Origin of the sequence: Maribacter forsetii DSM 18668, assembly GCF_000744105.1 — a bacterium.
Classification (GTDB): domain Bacteria; phylum Bacteroidota; class Bacteroidia; order Flavobacteriales; family Flavobacteriaceae; genus Maribacter; species Maribacter forsetii.
Genome location: NZ_JQLH01000001.1, coordinates 946941 through 964948 on the forward strand (window position 1 = coordinate 946941; position 18008 = coordinate 964948).

At 36.2% G+C, this 18008-nt stretch carries 11 protein-coding genes; 5 read left to right on the forward strand and 6 right to left on the reverse strand.

All coding sequences use genetic code 11. The features are described from left to right. Window positions 1-94 precede the first annotated feature (94 nt). From P177_RS03940 to P177_RS03950, 3 genes are all read right to left on the reverse strand, one after another. A complete protein-coding gene (locus P177_RS03940; protein WP_036152043.1) occupies window positions 95-2119 on the reverse strand; it encodes a M3 family metallopeptidase in 2025 nt (674 codons plus the stop codon). A gap of 160 nt (window positions 2120-2279) precedes the next feature. Continuing rightward, window positions 2280-2768, reverse strand: a complete 489-nt coding sequence (purE, locus tag P177_RS03945) for a 5-(carboxyamino)imidazole ribonucleotide mutase (protein ID WP_036152044.1) — start codon at window positions 2766-2768, stop codon at window positions 2280-2282. 5 nt (window positions 2769-2773) lie between these two features. Continuing rightward, window positions 2774-3928, reverse strand: a complete 1155-nt coding sequence (locus P177_RS03950; RefSeq protein ID WP_036152046.1) for a 5-(carboxyamino)imidazole ribonucleotide synthase — start codon at window positions 3926-3928, stop codon at window positions 2774-2776. A gap of 136 nt (window positions 3929-4064) precedes the next feature. Here P177_RS03950 and P177_RS19610 point away from each other — a divergent pair, with 136 nt between their 5' ends. From P177_RS19610 to P177_RS03970, 4 genes are all read left to right on the forward strand, one after another. Continuing rightward, window positions 4065-5174, forward strand: a complete 1110-nt coding sequence (locus P177_RS19610; protein WP_084684626.1) for an adenylate kinase — start codon at window positions 4065-4067, stop codon at window positions 5172-5174. A 57-nt stretch (window positions 5175-5231) separates the two neighbouring features. Then, complete coding sequence (gene obgE, locus P177_RS03960) at window positions 5232-6233, forward strand: GTPase ObgE (protein ID WP_036152048.1); 1002 nt, start codon at window positions 5232-5234, stop codon at window positions 6231-6233. Between the two features lie 8 nt (window positions 6234-6241). Then, complete coding sequence (locus P177_RS03965) at window positions 6242-6946, forward strand: ion transporter (protein ID WP_036152049.1); 705 nt, start codon at window positions 6242-6244, stop codon at window positions 6944-6946. Window positions 6947-7042: 96 nt separating this feature from the next. Next, complete coding sequence (locus P177_RS03970; RefSeq protein ID WP_036152051.1) at window positions 7043-7561, forward strand: DUF4136 domain-containing protein; 519 nt, start codon at window positions 7043-7045, stop codon at window positions 7559-7561. Window positions 7562-7563: 2 nt separating this feature from the next. On the opposite strand, the gene P177_RS03975 is transcribed toward P177_RS03970, so the two are convergent. Beyond that, window positions 7564-8571, reverse strand: coding sequence for a transglutaminase domain-containing protein (locus tag P177_RS03975; RefSeq protein WP_036152053.1), 1008 nt, complete (start codon window positions 8569-8571; stop codon window positions 7564-7566). After that, entirely contained in the window at window positions 8571-9302 is a 732-nt protein-coding gene (locus P177_RS20325; protein ID WP_036152055.1) for a carboxypeptidase-like regulatory domain-containing protein, read from the reverse strand. The genes P177_RS03975 and P177_RS20325 overlap by 1 nt, the downstream gene beginning before the upstream one ends. 271 nt (window positions 9303-9573) lie before the next feature. Between P177_RS20325 and P177_RS03985 the strand changes: the two genes are divergently transcribed. Next, window positions 9574-11622 (forward strand): M13 family metallopeptidase, encoded by a 2049-nt coding sequence (locus P177_RS03985; protein ID WP_036152057.1) that lies wholly within the window; start codon window positions 9574-9576, stop codon window positions 11620-11622. Between the two features lie 295 nt (window positions 11623-11917). On the opposite strand, the gene P177_RS03990 is transcribed toward P177_RS03985, so the two are convergent. Then, window positions 11918-18007, reverse strand: coding sequence for an alpha-2-macroglobulin family protein (locus P177_RS03990; protein WP_036152059.1), 6090 nt, complete (start codon window positions 18005-18007; stop codon window positions 11918-11920). Window position 18008: the final 1 nt, after the last annotated feature.

Sequence of the window (18008 nt, forward strand, 5' to 3'; positions counted from 1 at the left end):
TATCGTTATGACACTTCCATGAAAATAAATTGTTGTCACTTTTGCATTAACTGCTGTCTACGTGTATTTTATAGTTGTCTTGAACTCTTTTCTTTTAGCTCGTAACCAAACCGGCACGTTCCAATAAAGCCTCTACTTTAGGTTCAGCACCTCTAAATCTTTTATACAAAACCATTGGGTTTTCAGTACCACCTTGTGACAGTACATTGTCTTTAAATTTAGTTGCTACTTCTTTATTGAAAATTCCTTTTTCTTTAAAATAAGCAAAGGCATCTGCATCCAACACTTCTGCCCATTTGTAGCTGTAGTACCCAGAAGAATATCCTCCTTGAAAAATATGTGAGAATGCTGTACTCATACAAGTTTCTGGTGTTGCAGGGTAAAGACTGGTGTCTTTAAAAGCTTCATCTTCATGTGCTTTTACATTGGTAATGCCTGTTGGGTCTATACCGTGCCAAGACATATCTAAAAGTCCAAAACTTAATTGACGTAGCGTTTGCATACCTTCTTGAAAGGTTGCCGATTCCTTTATTTTTTCAACCAGTTCCATTGGTATGGTTTCTCCGGTTTCGTAATGCTTTGCAAACAACTCTAATGCTTCTTTTTCATAACACCAGTTTTCTAAAACCTGACTAGGTAATTCTACAAAGTCCCAAAATACAGATGTTCCAGATAGGCTAGGGTAGGTGGTGTTTGCCAGCATGCCATGCAAACCGTGTCCAAATTCATGGAATAGGGTCGTTACCTCATTAAAAGTCAATAATGAAGGCTTGCTCTTTGTTGAAGGAGTAAAGTTGCAAACGTTCGATATATGCGGACGCACATTTTTGCCGTTTCTTTTCCATTGGCTTTTAAAAGAGGTCATCCACGCGCCACCACGCTTGCCTGCTCTTGGGTGAAAATCAGCATAAAAGAGAGATATAAAATTCTTGTCGGCATCGTAAACTTTATAGGTTTTTACCTCGTCATGATATTTTTCAATGTCATGAACCTCTTCAAACTGTAAATCGAATAAGTTTTCTGCTACTTTAAAAACTCCATTAATTACATTTTCAAGCTTGAAATATGGCTTCAGTTTCTCATCATCTAAATTAAATAACTCTTGCTTTAATTTTTCAGAATAGTAACTACTGTCCCATTTTTCTAAACGGTCAATATTATCTAGTTTTTTAGCGAAATCTTCTAATTGTTTAAACTCGCGTTCTGCAGCCGGCTTCGCTTTTTCAAGTAACTCGTTTAAGAAGGAATGTACTTTTTCAGGAGTTTCTGCCATGCGCTCTTCTAATACAAAATCGGCATGGGTTTTATAGCCTAGTAAGTTGGCTCTCTCAAAACGTAATTTCGTTATTTCTAGCACATTTTCTTGATTGTCCAATTCATCATTATGAAAAGCCTTGCTGCCAAATGCCAATGAAAGTTCTTTACGTAATGTACGGTTTTTAGCATATTTCATGAAAGGTATATAGCTAGGGTAATCTAATGTGATCATCCAGCCATCTTCCTTGCCTTTTGAAATCGCCAATTGTGCGGCTGCTTCTTTTTCACCTTCTGGTAATCCGTCAAGGTCGGCTTCATCCGTAAGGTGTAGTTGAAATCTATTGGTTTCGGCAAGTACGTTTTCGCCAAATGTTAGTTTCAGCTTTGCCAGTTTAGCATCGATCTCACGTAAACGATTTTTTTTGTCTTCGGATAAATTAGCGCCGTTTCTGCTAAAGCTCTTATATTTCTTATCTAAAAGGGTGTTTTGCTCTACGGTAAGGTCTAAATCATCCTTTTGGTCATAAACTGCTTTTACTCTTTTGAATAAATCTTCGTTTAGGGTAATGTCATTACCAAATTCTGAAAGTAATGGAGAAATTTCTTGTGCAATTTTCTGAATTTCCTCATTGGTTTCAGCGGAATTCAAGTTGAAAAACACACTTGAAATTCGGTCTAATTGCTGACCTGAAAATTCCAATGCTTCAATCGTGTTTTCAAAAGTAGAAGCTTCCGTATTATTGGTAATTGCATCTATTTCCGCTCTTGCATCTTCTATAGATTGTAAAAAAGCGGGTTTAAAATGCTCGTTTTTAATTTGTGAAAATGGAGCAGTATCAAAAGGGGATAATAATGGATTCATATTTCAAGTTCAAGTTCAAGTGTCAAATTCAAGACCACCCAAATAAATTAAAATTAGTTTTACTCGATAATCGAGATTTAAATGCTCCGACGTTTCAGTCGAAATCTAAATAAAATTTTCAATTCAATGCTTCACGGCTTATTCCGAGGTTTTTTACTAACTATTTGCCATTTACAGCTTTAGCGCCATCGATAACTTTTTGCTTTAGACCTTCTTTATACAAAATCACCTTGTCTAAAACACATTTATCTGAGCTACCTATAATTTGAGCAGCCAAAATTCCTGCATTTTTTGCACCGTTCAATGCTACAGTTGCTACTGGTACACCACCTGGCATTTGTAGAATGGATAGTACAGAATCCCATCCATCTATAGAATTGCTGCTTTTTACAGGAACTCCGATTACAGGTAAAGGAGACATGGACGCTACCATACCTGGTAAATGCGCTGCACCACCAGCACCGGCTATAATAACCGAATATCCGCTAGTATGTGCATTTTTACTGAAATCGAACAATTTTTCAGGTGTTCTATGGGCAGATACAATGTCTACATCTACTTCTATATCAAAACCTTTTAAAATATCTATGGCGTCTTGCATTACGGGCATGTCACTTGTACTACCCATTACTACGGCTACTTTACTCATGTTTTTTATTTTGAAATCACTTGTATTGTTTCTTTTACTTTTTCGGCTATGGCTCTTGCCTTGCCTAAGTCATCGTTAACTATGGTTACATGTCCCATTTTACGAAATGGTCTTGTTTGTGCTTTACCATATATATGTGGAGTAACACCTTCCATCCCTAAAATTTCCTCGATGTTTTTGTAAACCACATTTCCCGTATGGTTTTCCGCACCTACCAAATTCACCATTACACCTGCTACTTTACTATCGGTTATTCCTAATGGTAGCCCTAGAATACTACGTATATGTTGCTCAAACTGGTTGGTGTAACTGGCTTCAATACTATAGTGCCCGCTATTATGTGGTCTTGGTGCTACTTCATTAACCAATATCTGGTCATCTTCGGTTTGGAACATTTCAACCGCTAACAATCCTGTAAGACCTATTTTATCCGCTACTTTTAATGCGAGTGCTCTTGCATTTTTAGCCACTTTTTCATCTATACGGGCAGGACAAATCACGTATTCCACTTGGTTGGCTTCTGGATGAAATTCCATTTCCACAACTGGGTAGGTCTTAATTTCTCCTTCCGCATTTCTTGATACGATTACCGCTAATTCGTTCTTGAATGGAATCATAGTTTCTGCTATGCACTCTCCAGTAGGTAATCCTTCTAAATCGGCTAAACTACGAACGACTTTTACGCCTTGTCCGTCATATCCAAATTGCGCAACTTTCCATACAAAAGGAAACTGTAATGCTTCATTTTCAATACTATCTTCAATTTCACTTAGGTAAGCAAATCGCTGAAAATCTGCAGTAGGTATGTCATTATCAACATAAAATAATTTCTGCCTGGCTTTATTTTGAATAATGCGTAACGCCTTTGGTTGTGGATATACTTTAACGCCTTCATCCTCTAATTTCTCTAAAGCATCTAAATTTACATTTTCAATTTCAATGGTCAACACATCTACATCTTTGCCAAAATTGTAAACCGTATCAAAATCTAAAAGACTGCCTTGAACAAACTCGTTACATGACATTCTACTTGGCGCTTCAGCAGAACCATCTAATACTTTGGTATAAATATCCCATTTTCGCGTTTCATACAACATCATTTTACCTAGTTGACCACCACCTAAAATGCCTAATTTAAAATCTGAAGAAAAATAATCCATATAATTGTTGCTTTTGGCAGTTGAAAAAACGCCTTAAGTACTACAAAAATACGGTTAAATCTTAGAAACCAATTCCTTTCTAATTAAAAACACAAGGCAATAGCTTATCTTTGCTGACCTTGATAATTTATGAAAATTGATACAAATTCACGACAAGTTTTTTAAACCTTATCTCAGCGAATCTGAAATTTTGCAGGCGGTAAAAACGGTTGCCGATAAAATTGCTGTAGATTATAAAGATGAAACACCCATTTTTGTTGGCGTGTTAAACGGATCTTTTATGTTCGTTTCAGATTTAATGAAAGCTTACCAACACCCCTGCGAAGTTTCTTTTGTAAGATTGAGTTCTTACCAAGGCTTAACATCTACGGGTATTGTAGAGACCTTGTTAGATGTACCAGAGAATATAGAAGGGCGCAGTGTCATTATATTAGAGGATATTATTGATACCGGGCGTACCTTGCAGAAATTAGTGCATTTGTTTTCCAAGACCAAGGTCAAAGAATTTAAAATAGCTAGTCTTTTTTATAAGCCAGATGTGTACAAAGGCGAATATGCCATTGACTATTTTGGTTTGGCCATACCAGATAATTTTATTGTAGGTTACGGTCTAGATTATAAGGAACAAGGAAGAAATTTAAAAGAAGTATACCAATTAAACCAGAAACATATGATTAATCTTGTACTCTTTGGTAAGCCAGGAGCCGGCAAGGGCACACAAGCACAATTCTTAAAAGAGAAATATAATTTAAAACATATTTCTACGGGAGATGTTTTTAGATTCAATATCAAAAACGGAACGGAGTTAGGTACTTTGGCCAAGTCATATATTGATAAAGGAGAGCTAGTGCCAGATGAGGTAACTATTAAAATGTTGCAAGAAGAAGTGGAGAAGAACGCTGATGCAGACGGATTCATTTTTGACGGTTTCCCTAGAACCGCTGCACAAGCCGAAGCTTTAGATAATTTCCTAGAATCTAAAGATATGGGCATAAATGCTACTATAGCGCTAGAGGCAAATGATGAAGTTTTAATTGAACGTCTTTTAGAGAGAGGTAAGGTTAGTGGTAGAACAGATGATCAAGATGTAGCCAAGATCAGAAATCGTTTTGATGAGTACAATGCAAAAACTACTCCTGTAAAAGAATTTTATGAGGCACAGGGTAAGTTCCATAGTGTAAACGGTATTGGTACCATTTCCGAAATTACGGAACGCCTTACAGAAGTAATAGAAGGCTTAAAATAATATAGAAATTCTCGCATTGAAGATATTGATGAGAGATTTTGAATTGAACGAATAACAATGACCGAAGGTAATTTTGTAGACTACGTAAAAGTGGGTTTGACTTCTGGTAAAGGAGGCAAGGGATCTGTGCATTTGCACCGTGAAAAATTTATTACCAAAGGTGGTCCTGATGGTGGTGATGGTGGTCGTGGCGGACATATAATTGTTAGAGGTAACGAAAACCTTTGGACCTTGATCAATTTCAAATACACCAAACATTTTAAGGCAGGTCATGGTGCACACGGTAGTAAAAGCCGTAGTACTGGTGCTGATGGTGAAGATGTATATTTAGATGTGCCATTGGGTACGGTAGTTAAAGACTTTGAAACCAAAGAAGTGCTTTTTGAAATAACCGAGCATGGTGAAGAGAGAATTCTTCTCAAAGGTGGTATGGGGGGGCGCGGTAACTGGCACTTTAGAACTTCTACAAACCAAACGCCTAGATATGCACAACCCGGTATGGACGGTCTAGAAGGGGAGTTTCTTTTAGAGCTTAAAGTTTTGGCAGATGTTGGTCTAGTGGGTTTTCCAAATGCAGGGAAGTCTACTTTGTTATCAGTTATAACATCAGCAAAGCCAAAAATTGCTGATTACGAGTTCACGACCTTAAAACCGAACTTGGGTATTGTAGAGTATCGCGATTTCAAGAGTTTCGTAATGGCAGATATTCCTGGTATTATTGAAGGTGCTGCAGAAGGCAAAGGCTTAGGTCACTACTTTTTAAGACATATAGAACGTAATGCGAATTTGTTGTTCTTAATACCTGCAGATAGTAAAGATATCAGCAAGGAGTATGAGATTTTATTGGATGAGTTAAGACGTTATAATCCCGAGTTATTAGACAAAGAGCGTCTTATTTGTATTTCTAAAAGCGATATGCTAGATGATGAGTTGATGGATGAAATGAGAGCTGAGCTAGAAAAAGATTTAAACGGTACACCTTTCATGTTTATATCGTCTGTAGCGCAAATGGGTATTGTAGAATTGAAAGATAAACTTTGGGCAATGCTTAATTCTTAATACGAATTATGAAACAATACCTTAAAAATATTGTTGAAATAAATGATAATAGAAAAAGCAGAATTTTTGCTTATTTCATTCAGATTTTAATCTTCATTTCTATTGTTGCTTTTTCATTTGAAACAGTACCAGATTTAGAGCCCAATACCAGAAAACTTTTAAGAGTAATTGAAATATTCTGTGTGGTAGTCTTTACCATAGAATACTTGCTTCGTATTTATGTTGCAGATACCAAACATAAATTTATATTTAGTTTTTTCGGAATAATTGATTTTTTAGCAATACTACCTTTTTATTTAGCACTAGGGGTTGATTTAAGATCTCTTAGGGCGTTACGCTTTTTAAGATTATTCCGTATTCTTAAACTAATGCGATATAATAAAGCTATTAAGCGTTTTACAGCAGCAATTAGTACGGCAAAAGAAGAAATACTTCTGTTCTTATTTGTTACTTTAATATTAATTTATTTTGCTTCTGTAGGTATTTACTATTTTGAAAATGAAGCTCAGCCTGAGCATTTTGCATCTATTTTTGATAGTCTTTGGTGGGCAATTATTACACTAACTACTGTTGGCTATGGAGATGTTTATCCCATTACAGTTGGCGGTAAAGTTTTTACTTTTTTTATTTTAATGATTGGTTTAGGAGTCGTAGCTATTCCTACAGGAATAATTTCTTCAGCGCTTACCACGTCTGTTGATAAGAAAGAATAGGAGTATAGGAAGTTTAAGTATAACGCTTAGTCGAATACCTTCTCAAAAACATATATTACTCTTTTATTTTCTTTAAATTTAAGAAAATGCAATATCATGAGAATCCTTTTTTTTAGTGTTGTACTACTAGTTTTAACTTCTTGCGGATCAGCGAGGGTCAATTATGATTACGATGATCAGACCGATTTTACAGCCTATTCTACCTATAACTATTTTGGTGATATGGAAACTGGTCTAAGTGAATTAGACGAGAAAAGGTTGATGGATGCCTTAGATGCTACTTTGGGCGAAAAAGGATTTATGTTCGCTGAAGAGCCTGACATGTTTATAAATATTAAAAGTGCAGTATTTAAATCACAGTCCGGTAATAATGTAGGTGTAGGTCTTGGTGGTGGTAACAGAGGTATTGGTGGTGGAGTGTCAATAGGTATTCCCGTTGGAGGACCAAAAATGACAAGAGAGCTTCAAATAGATTTTGTAGATTCTAACAAAGACATGCTTATTTGGCAAGCCATTAGCGAAAGTCCATTTCGTGAGGGCGATACGCCACAAGAAAAATCAGAAAAGATTCAAGCTGTGATTGATAAGATCTTTAGTAAGTATCCACCAGAATAATACTATTTTACCTTAATTACGTAAGTAGCAATTAGTTGATTTTCGACTGAAATATGAACGTCATAAAGTCCTTTCTTATCAAATTTTTGTTCTAGATGAACTTCATTTTCTTCTCTATTGATAATTGGATTACCTTTCTTTTGACTACCTCCTTTATTCAATAAAAGTTGAATGTCTTCATTATATTCTTTTGGCACTTGTAATGTAAAAGTTACAGATGCGCCTTTTTTAATGTTGTTATGCATTACTGCCGGAGCAATAGGAATTAGCGGTGCTAAAAACGCTTCTTTGTAAATAACAGGTCCTGCAACGTAGTCTTTGAATGCATCCGTTTTCAAATCTTGATTTTCATCGTTGTTGATCGGGAAATGATTTTTTGCAAATAATTTTGGATCAGCTAAAAAATAGCCGTCGAAATAGTCTTGCTGAAAAAACGGAGTGCCATTAACAACTATAGTTTCTCCGGCAGACCAAGTAGCATCGCACAGATACCACTTATCATTTATCTGAACCCTATTCCAAGAATGATTGGGTGCGCTATCCTCTTTTAAAAGTAAGGTAGGTGTACGTCCATAGCCATCGATAATATCACAATTAAATCCTGTCAAATTTGCCATTTCCTTTACCAGATACGCATAACCCGTACAGGCAGTTTTTCGGTCTTCTAATAAACTTTTAAAGATTTTAGGTGTAATACTTGTGTTCCATTCTAAAAAGGCTTCTCGGTCTTTGGCAAGTCTTTTTCTCTTTGAGCTTATTTTTAGATAGGAAGAATAATCATTGGCAATGTTAGAACTGACCCAGGTGTATATTGCCCTAAATTTTTCAACATCGGTTTTTAATGAGGCGGTTAAATTATGGGTTAGTACCGGTAGGTTTTTAAGGCTCGCATCCTTATAATAATGAGCAATGCTGTCCGCTTTTGTAAAATCAATTTCTTGAAAATCTGCACGTTGAGCAAAGCTCGTTATTGAAAATAAGAGCGTAAATAGTAGAACAAGGTTTCTCATTATTTAAAAATATCCCCGATCTTCTGAAAAATATTTCTTTTGCTCGTATAAGCTCCGCCAATTATAACCTCGCCCATAAGCTCAACATCGTAGGTGTCGAATGTAATATTGATATCTATTTTAGCACTGCCGTTTGCTGCAACTTTGTACGTTTTGGTTTCATATCCTATAAAACTAAGTACTAGAATGTCATTCTCTTCTAGCTGTTGAGGAAATTCAAATTTACCATCAAAATCTGTCTGTGTACCTACTGTAGTTCCTTTTAATACAACATTTACCCCAGGTAATGGCTCATTGTTTTCGTCTACTATAGTGCCGGTTACGGTGTGTTTTTCTTGTACAATTTCAACATATGAAATATCGCCTATAATATCTGTAGAAACTACTTCAATAGGTGGTTCTATACTGGCGGTTTCTTGACCTTTAACTTCAGTAGCGCATAGGGCTAGCAGAGAAAAACTCATCATTGCAATTCCTTTATGTAACATAGAATTATTCATAGTATGTAAAGAGTTGGTTTCATATGTTTTTAATTGTGATGCCTTGAACATTCCGCAAGCTTTCTTATTTCCTTGGCTCAAATAATTTATAAGTTCGTTATCAGAAAAATTGGTGAAATCAATAACCTCTTTTTCACAGCTTTGGCAAAAACCTCCTTTTTCGGTTTTACTAAAATTACTGAATTTTTCTTTGCAAGGTTCTTTTACGTCAATTGTTAATGTGCTTTTCATATTATTTTGGTTTTATATCTATACCCCCTAAAGTAAAATGGAACGGGGTCTTTTAAAATAGATAATGAGTGAAGCGGTACTTTCAATGAGTTAACATGGTATTCTTAAGTTTTTTAACCGGTATTTAGTGAGTAACCAACTCTATTTCAAATGTTAATGTTCTAAATTGATAGTGAAATAAACCTGCTTAAAATAAAATCCTGTTATTTTTGTAACAAAACTCAAAACGAGCGTCATATAGTCTGACACGTTAAAAACTAACTCACACAAAATGAAAAAGATTTATTTTCTAGCTGCCGGTTTGGTAGCCTTAGCTTCTTGTAAGGAGGAAGCGAAACCTACTGCAGAAGTAGAAACAATACCAGGTATCGTTCTATCGAACATGGATACTACTCAAAACCCAAAGTCAGATTTTTATAACTACGTGAACGGAAACTGGATGAAGTTTACCGAAATTCCTGATGATAGAACTAGCTGGGGTGGTTTCAGTGTACTTCGTAAATCTACTGACGACGATGTTTTAAAAATATTAGCTACTGCAAAAGAAAGTGGTAACTACGCTGCAGATACCGATCAGGCGAAGGCTTTGGCAATTTTTGATACTAAGTTAGATACTGCTGCTAGAAACAAAGCGGGTATTACTCCGTTGAATTCGGCATTTGAAGCAATTGCTTCGGTAAAGAATTTAAAAGATTTGCAAACCGTATTGGCAACCAATGCTGCTGTATCTTCTCCTTTCTTAAATATTGGTGCTGGTGCAGATTTAAATAACAGTAGTATGAACGCTGTGTATTTAGGTGCTAACGGATTAGGTTTACCTGATCGTGATTTCTATTTAGAAGAAGATGAGAAGTCTGTTGAAATACGTGAAGAGTATAAAAAACACGTATCTAAAATGTTGCAGAAATTAGGTGATTCTGAAGCTGATGCAACTAAAGCTGCAGATAAAATTCTAGCGCTAGAAACGCAATTGGCAGAACCTCGTTTAAATAAAGTAGAGCGTAGAGATGCTAGAAACTACAATAACCCAAGAACAATTGCTGAGGTAGATAAAATGATGTCTACTATTGACATGAAAAAACTTATCTCTGATTTAGGGATAGCTAAAAAATTTGATACACTTTTGGTTACTCAATTAAGATATACCGAAACGTTGGACAAGTTCTTAAAAACAACACCGATTGAAGATATCAAAACTTTGGTAAGATGGGATACCTTTAATAGTGCTGCAGGAAAATTAACAACTGAAATTGAAACTGCAGATTGGGAATTTTATAGTAAATACCTTAGAGGAGCAAAAGAACAACGTGCTGCAGATGAGCGTGCATTGGCAACAGTAAACGGTACTGTTGGTGAGGCTTTAGGTCAATTGTATGTAGACGCTAAGTTTCCGCCAGAAGCAAAGGCTAAAGCTGAGTTAATGATTGCGAATGTAATCGACGCTTTTAAGGAACGTATTTCTGTTTTGGATTGGATGAGCGATTCTACAAAAACCAAAGCAATTGAAAAGTTAGATAAATTCACTGTTAAGATTGCTTACCCAGATAAGTGGGAAGATTATTCTACTATGGAAGTTTCTGCAGACAAGTCTTACTTTGAAAATATGACTGCTGTTAACAAATGGGGAGAGTTAAAGAACTACTCTGAAATTGGTGAGCCTGTTGATAAAACGGAATGGGGAATGTCTCCACAGACCGTAAATGCCTATTTTAATCCGTTGAACAATGAGATTGTTTTTCCTGCTGCAATCTTACAACCTCCTTTCTATAACTATACTGCTGATGAAGCTGTAAATTATGGTGGAATTGGTGCTGTAATAGGTCATGAAATCTCTCATGCTTTTGATGATAGCGGTTCTCGTTTCGATGCTGATGGAAATCTTAAAAACTGGTGGACAGATGCTGATTTAGCTGCTTTTACTGAAAGAGCTGATGCTTTAGCTGTACAGTATGATAGCGTAATGGTATTGCCCGAAGTTTATGTAAACGGTAAATTCACATTAGGGGAGAATATAGGTGACTTAGGCGGATTGTTAGGTGCTTATGACGGACTTCAGAAATACTACGCTGAAAACGGTCGTCCTGAAGATATTGATGGTTTTACTGCTGAGCAACGTTTCTTTATGTCTTGGGCTACAGTTTGGAGAACTAAAAGTAGAGATGAGGCTTTAAGAACACAGATCAAAACTGATCCACACTCTCCAGGTATGGTTAGAGCAACACAACCTTTATTGAACATTCAAGCGTTTTACGATGCTTTTGATATCAAAGAAGGTGATGACATGTATTTAGCTCCTGAAAAAAGAGTACATATTTGGTAGATTATTTTTTAATAAAAGACGAAAAGGGCGCTACATTGTAGCGCCCTTTTTTTGTGCTATTTCGTCCTTGCGAGGAGCATTTTCCCGACGTGGCAATATGTTTATCATTAGTTGTGGGTGAGTTTTTGGTCAGCCCACAAGCAGATTACGTCACTGCGTTCGTAATGACGTTCAGTCTATTTTAAAACGTCTTTGCGAAGAGCTTTTTCGCGACGAAGCAATCTGTCTGTTATTGGTTATGAGTGAGTTTTTGGTCAGCCCATAAACAGATTACTTCACTTTGTTTGTAATGACGTTAATTCTCTACAGAAACTCGAACTCCTTCACTATGACTACTAAATTCTGGTGCATACATACTTTGTATGGTAGTAATGCCATTACTGAAATCACCAGCGTTATTTACACGTACATCATATTCAAATACATAAACTCCTTTTGGTAAATAGTCGAAGAAGAAATTGGTGCTAGCATCTTTAGTGCTTTCGTAATATCCTAAGCCGTCTTGCCACTTGTATCTTGAAATTACGTTTACAGGTTCAAAACCGGCAGCACGCATATCTTTCATGTGTATGAATTCCATATCTCTATCGGATCTCAATTCAATTCTTATCTTAACCAAGTCACCCACTTTTAAATTGGTATTATCGGTCACTTCAGAAATCACTTCGCCGGAATCCGTATTCTTTTTCAAAAAGATTTTTTTCTTTAATTTCAACGGAGTCTCGGCACTTGTAATTTTGTCCAAATCTTCAAAATATTGCCAGTACAAAGCTCCCCAAGCAATACCGTCGCCTTTTTTACTGATTTGTACTTCACCCATTTTTGGTTGAATCTCAGCAGTATTCCAAGAAGTTTTAAAGTAGCCTGTTCCTGCTTCGACTTTTACATCTTCTAAGGTAGAAGGATCAATCTTTTTATCGCCAATTAAAACTTCGACTGCGTCTGTAACTGATAACCACTCGCTACCTTGTAATAATAAAGCGTAAACCGCTTCGGTTGTTGCTTTAGTAGTGCTCCATTGATTGGTCTGCTTATTTTTTAGTAACCATATTTTAAGATTATCCACCGTCTCAATATCCGCAGGGCGGATTTCAGAGAAAGCTTCAATTAACAAAGCTTGTGTTTCTATAGGTGCTTGATACCAAAACCATGAGCTGGTATTGCTTTTCCAATACATACCCAATTCATCGCTAGTGATACTATTTTCTTCTAAAGCGCGTAGAATTTTGACAGATGTTTTTACATCGTCTTTTCGGTGTAAAACCAAGGCTAACATTCCTTGTGTATATAAACCTCTTTTTTTCCAATATTTCTGAGATTGCTTTAAATAATACGCGGTTATCTCATCTACTTTTTTAGAGGTTTTAATTTCTGGAAAAAAACTGCGCATATATAAATAATGCACCTGGTTTGCACTTAAATGATCATCGTTTATATTCGATGTGTATTTCTTCATTTGCTCGTACTCTTTCACAAACTCAGCATCTAAATATGAAATTGCTTCTTCAATCATATCAGATTGAGAGTTGAACGAAGTTGATGAATTTTGGTTGTTGAGCGTGGCTGAAGTGATTAAATGATTCAAATGCCCCATACCCGAAATAATATGTTGGGTAATGTATCTATTATCTGGACCACCATTGAACCATGACCAAGCTCCACTTGAATTCTGATTTTGAGCCAGCTTGTTCATGGCTGATTGTTGCTCGTTTTTCATCTTATTCAAATTGAACAACAAACCGATTCTTTTCTTTTGCTCGGTTTCAGATTGTGCATCGCGTAACCATGGTGTTTCTTGAATTAACAGCGATTTTAATTCCTCGTTCTTTTCTAGGTTGTTTAATAACGCATCTGAATTTGCCCATTGATCAAACACTTCACGAATTCTTGGGTTACTGTTCGCAATATGACTAGCCAAGGTGTTTGCGTAATATCTTGAGAATGTCTGCTCGTTACAATCGTATGGGTACTCCATTAAGTAGGGTAATGCCTGTACTGCATACCAAGCTGGGTTAGATGTCATTTCTAAAGTCAGCTTATGGTGTTTCAGCGTAGTCGATGAGGTGTTCCTTAACTTGTCTAGGGTAAACGTCTTGGTCTGATTGCTACGAATCCACATAGGTAATGTTTCCGTTACCAAAGTTCTGTTTGATAATACAGGCAGCATGTTTTGTTCGCCATCAGAGAAATCACCTGCTTTTGCAATGATTTTATATTGAACGGATTGTAAATCTTCAGGAATATTCAATTTCCATGATAATTGGGTATTCCCCATAGCATTAACTTCAAAAGATGATGTATCTAGTGCATTGGAAACAGCTAACAATTGTTTTGAAATATCTATGCCAGTTACCGCATCTGTCAATTCTAATTTAGCCTGACCGGAAAGTAGCTTTTCAGTAAGGTTAGAAATTTTAGTGCTAATTATAATCTCATCACCCTCACGTAAAAACCGTGGTGCATTTGGGATTACCATCAATTCTTTTTGGGTTACCGTAGATAGGTTGGTTATCGTGCTTTTCAAATTTTTGGTATGTGCCAAGAGTTGTAAATTCCAACGGGTCAATGCTTCGGGAGTAGTGAAATTGAAACTTACATTTCCTTCTTTATCGGTCTGTAATTTCGGAAAGAAAAAAGCGGTCTCTTGAAGGTTTTTACGAATGCTAACCGAACCAAAATCTTCATTGTCTGTCTCTGGTTCTGTTGCAGTTTCGGTAATTTCAATACCTGCAGCTCTGCCTTCTAATTTACTTTCTATACTTGCATCAGAATCTTCAAGCATTACTGCTTCTTCTAATTCTGCACCATCAGCCATCATAGATTTTCTCAAGGGTGCTGAAGATCTTGTATACATAGAGGGCGATTCATAGAAATTTCCATATGTATGAAAATCTAACCCGAACGAATCGAAAGAATCAAAATTTAAACTTGGATAACTCATGTCTATATAATTCGAAAATGTATAGAAGCTGCTGGTGGAAAAACTGTAATGAGCGTTAGTTCTTCTTCGAGAATAATAATGAGGCTGGCTTATAGGGTTAAAGTTCCAGGAATGAGCTCTAAATTGATCTAGAGAAGCATCATACATGCTCGCCAATAGTTCTGCGCTGACTTTTTCACCTTTAGGACCTTTGATTTTGAAAGACCAAGTTTCATCAACACCAGGCGCTATTTTGTCTCTAAAGCTTATAGTTTCTATTTGCAAATCGCTAGAAGGGTAGGGAACAAGCAGGTTCACGGTATTTTCATCAAAATGATTGGCAAACGCATAGCTGTAGGTGATAGCAAAGCCACCCAAATCATCTTTGGTAACAGGTACTGTTATTGTTTTAGAATTGTCGTTTAGCGTTAGTACCTTTTCTTCAAAAATCTTCTGGTCTTTTTCAACAATTACTGTGACGTTCAGATTTTTTGCGCTAGAAAAAAAGGTGATTTGTGCCTTGTCACCAATTGTATACTGTTCCTTATCCGTTTTTACATAAAGTAATTGGTTATCGGCTAGGGTTTGCTCATCGTCCGTAATGGAAAAAACGGCAATATCCTTTACTGCTTGCCCAAATTTATCTTTTGAGAAGAGTTCCATTCTATATTTTCCAGACTCCCAATTTTTGATTTTCCCAAAACTGATTTCATTAGAATTTTCAGTGTCAAATTTAGATTGCCAAACCATTTTGCCTTTCTGCCAATTGGCAGAATTATCTTCGTCTTCAAAAGCGTCATGCGGATATAACTTTTTAAATTCTTCTTTTGAAAAACCGGAATAGTCAGGTGCTGGCCAAGGTCTTGGTCTAAGAACATGATCAGGTGCTTGTAGTTTGTACAATTTTACTTCACCGGTGGCAAAAACAGATTGTCCGTTTAAATTTTTGCTCGTAATATTAAAGCTTGCGTTTTTCTGGGTCTTGTCTACAGCATTGGGTACTAGCAATCTTACGTCCATTGCGTGATAGCCAACGTTGACAGTGGTTGTAGTACTGCGTGTTTCTCCATTTATATCAGTTACATCTGCCGTAACTTCATAATTAAACGTGGGCAAGTTCTCTTTTTCAACACTATTGTCTGGAATAGCCTTAAAGGTGATTTTATAGTTTCCTGCTGCATCCGTAATAGTTTCTCCCTGTACAATTTCTTGAGAAGAGCCATTAAAATGAGGTCTGAACCAATAATACCATCTTGGTAAATTCACCACTCTTTTTACACGGTAAACTACTTTTGCATCTGAGATGGAACTGCCTGCATAGGCTGTTGCTTTACCGGTTACGGTTATACTATCGTTTACTTTAAAAGTGTCTGATACAGGTTCAAAATTAGTTTCGAATTTAGGTCGTTTATACTCCTCAACTGAAATACCGGTATACCCGTTCAAACGATATTTAGTTGAAGAAGTTCGAATGGAAAATTGCCCTGTGAGTCCGGAGTTTGGTAGTATAAATTCACCCGAAATAGAACCATAATCATTAGTTGTCAATGAAAGGGTCTCTAATTCTTGTCCGTTAACATCTGCGAGCGTAACTTTAATTTTAGCGTTTTCTAAAACTTTAGAAACACCTTTATCTTGGCTAATAGCAATACCTTTAAAATATACCGGCTGACCTGGTCTGTAAATACTTCTGTCCGTAAACAAAAAGCATGAGTAGTTGATTTGTTCATTGTTTTGAGCATAATTTCGGTTCACGTAGTATTCGCCAAAATGGGCTTTGTCACTTTTAGTCTTAACCGTAATGTTAATGTTGTTCCAGTTTTCTTTACTTTTTTCAATGGTTATAAAACCTTTTTTGTCTGTAGTGTAAGATGCTCGTTTTAGTGCATCTTTATAGTTTTTTCTATAACTTAAAATAACCTCTGCACCAGTAATTGGTTTGCCGCTGTTTCGGTCTATGATCTGGTATTGTTGCAGTGTGTTGGTTTGAGATTCAATAACAGCCACATCTGTTGCTTGAATGGTAGTATAATTGAATACATCTATTTTTTCATCATTAGATTCAGCGGTTAAAATATAACTTCCGTTTTCTAGTGATGGCACTATAATTTCTGTGCTGTGCGATTGATAATCATTCTCGGTCTTTAACTGTGCAGACCAAGTTTTAGCAATAGGAAGATTTTTAATAAACGATTTCTTTTTACTATCGGGATAAATTTCTTCTAGTTTTGATAGTTGATTTTGAGTGATTTTATAGGCGTGTAGATGTAAACTTTCAACGTTCTTGTATTGAACCAAAAGTTTACTGATCGTATTTTTGGGAATGTGCTGTTCAGTAGTTAACTGCACGCTGTGGTCTTGAATCTTTGCTTTCAAAACCTCGCTTTTTTGCGCCCCTAAACTTTTAGGGAATCTCGCAATTACATCATCACAAAGTGCAATGGCTTCTTTTAACTTCCATTGGTGTTCTTCATTCTTTTTAGGGGAATAGGTGAGTCCCAATTTTTGGTGCTGTAGTGCAATTTCAAAGGTGTATAAACCGGATAACGGACTATGTTTTATGTTTTCAGATGAATTTTTAAGTACTTCTAAGTATAAATCGTCCTTATTGTCAAATGTCGCGTTTTGGTGAATAAAGCGTAGACGCTCTATATCTACCAATACTAACGGACTCATATCTGGGTTGCCAAAATGAAATGCTACTAATTTTTGATAAATTTCAAGTGCTCTAGATTGTAATGATAGGTTTTGTCTATCATCAAAATTTAAGAAACTGGCAGTATATGCCTCGCATAAAATAGCTTCGTTGTCAATCTCAAAAGAATCTGCGGGTTTGTTAATGCTATTTTCGCTGGTCGTGTAAAATTGTAAAGCGTTATGTGCAAGAACGTCAAACAACGTAGGTCTGTACTTTCTGTTTTCTTCATTCTTTTCTAGAATTGCATCAAAATCTGAAATAGGAAGTTGTTGTGTAATGCCAGCGCTTTCTAAAGAGGCGGTAAAATGATGATTTATTTCTTTAAATAACGTATCTAGATCCCAGGTTCTAAAATCTAACGAATCAACCTTAACGGCTGTCTTGGTTCTATTGTTGAATCGATACCTATTTTGCTGGTAGTATTGCCAGTATAAATTTGCTAAATGACTATGGAGAATGTTTTTTGTGGCACCATCTGCAGTTGCTATTTCATGTCTGAAATCATTAACGATCTTTAATTTAGAATCTTCTTCAAGCCTGTTGATAAAGCCAGATTTATAAAGAAGGGCTTTTATAGTCTGTACCTCATTATTTTCATTTTTTGCCTTTTTAAATATGGCTTCCGTTTGCTTTAATGCCGATTTGGAAAGGTTCCCATCTTCAAAATTCTCAACTTGTTTCCAAAGTTGATTGTAAGAATTGTTCTGTTGGGCGCTACCAAATTGTACGGACATAAATAGGATTAGAATTAAATATAGTTTTTCCATC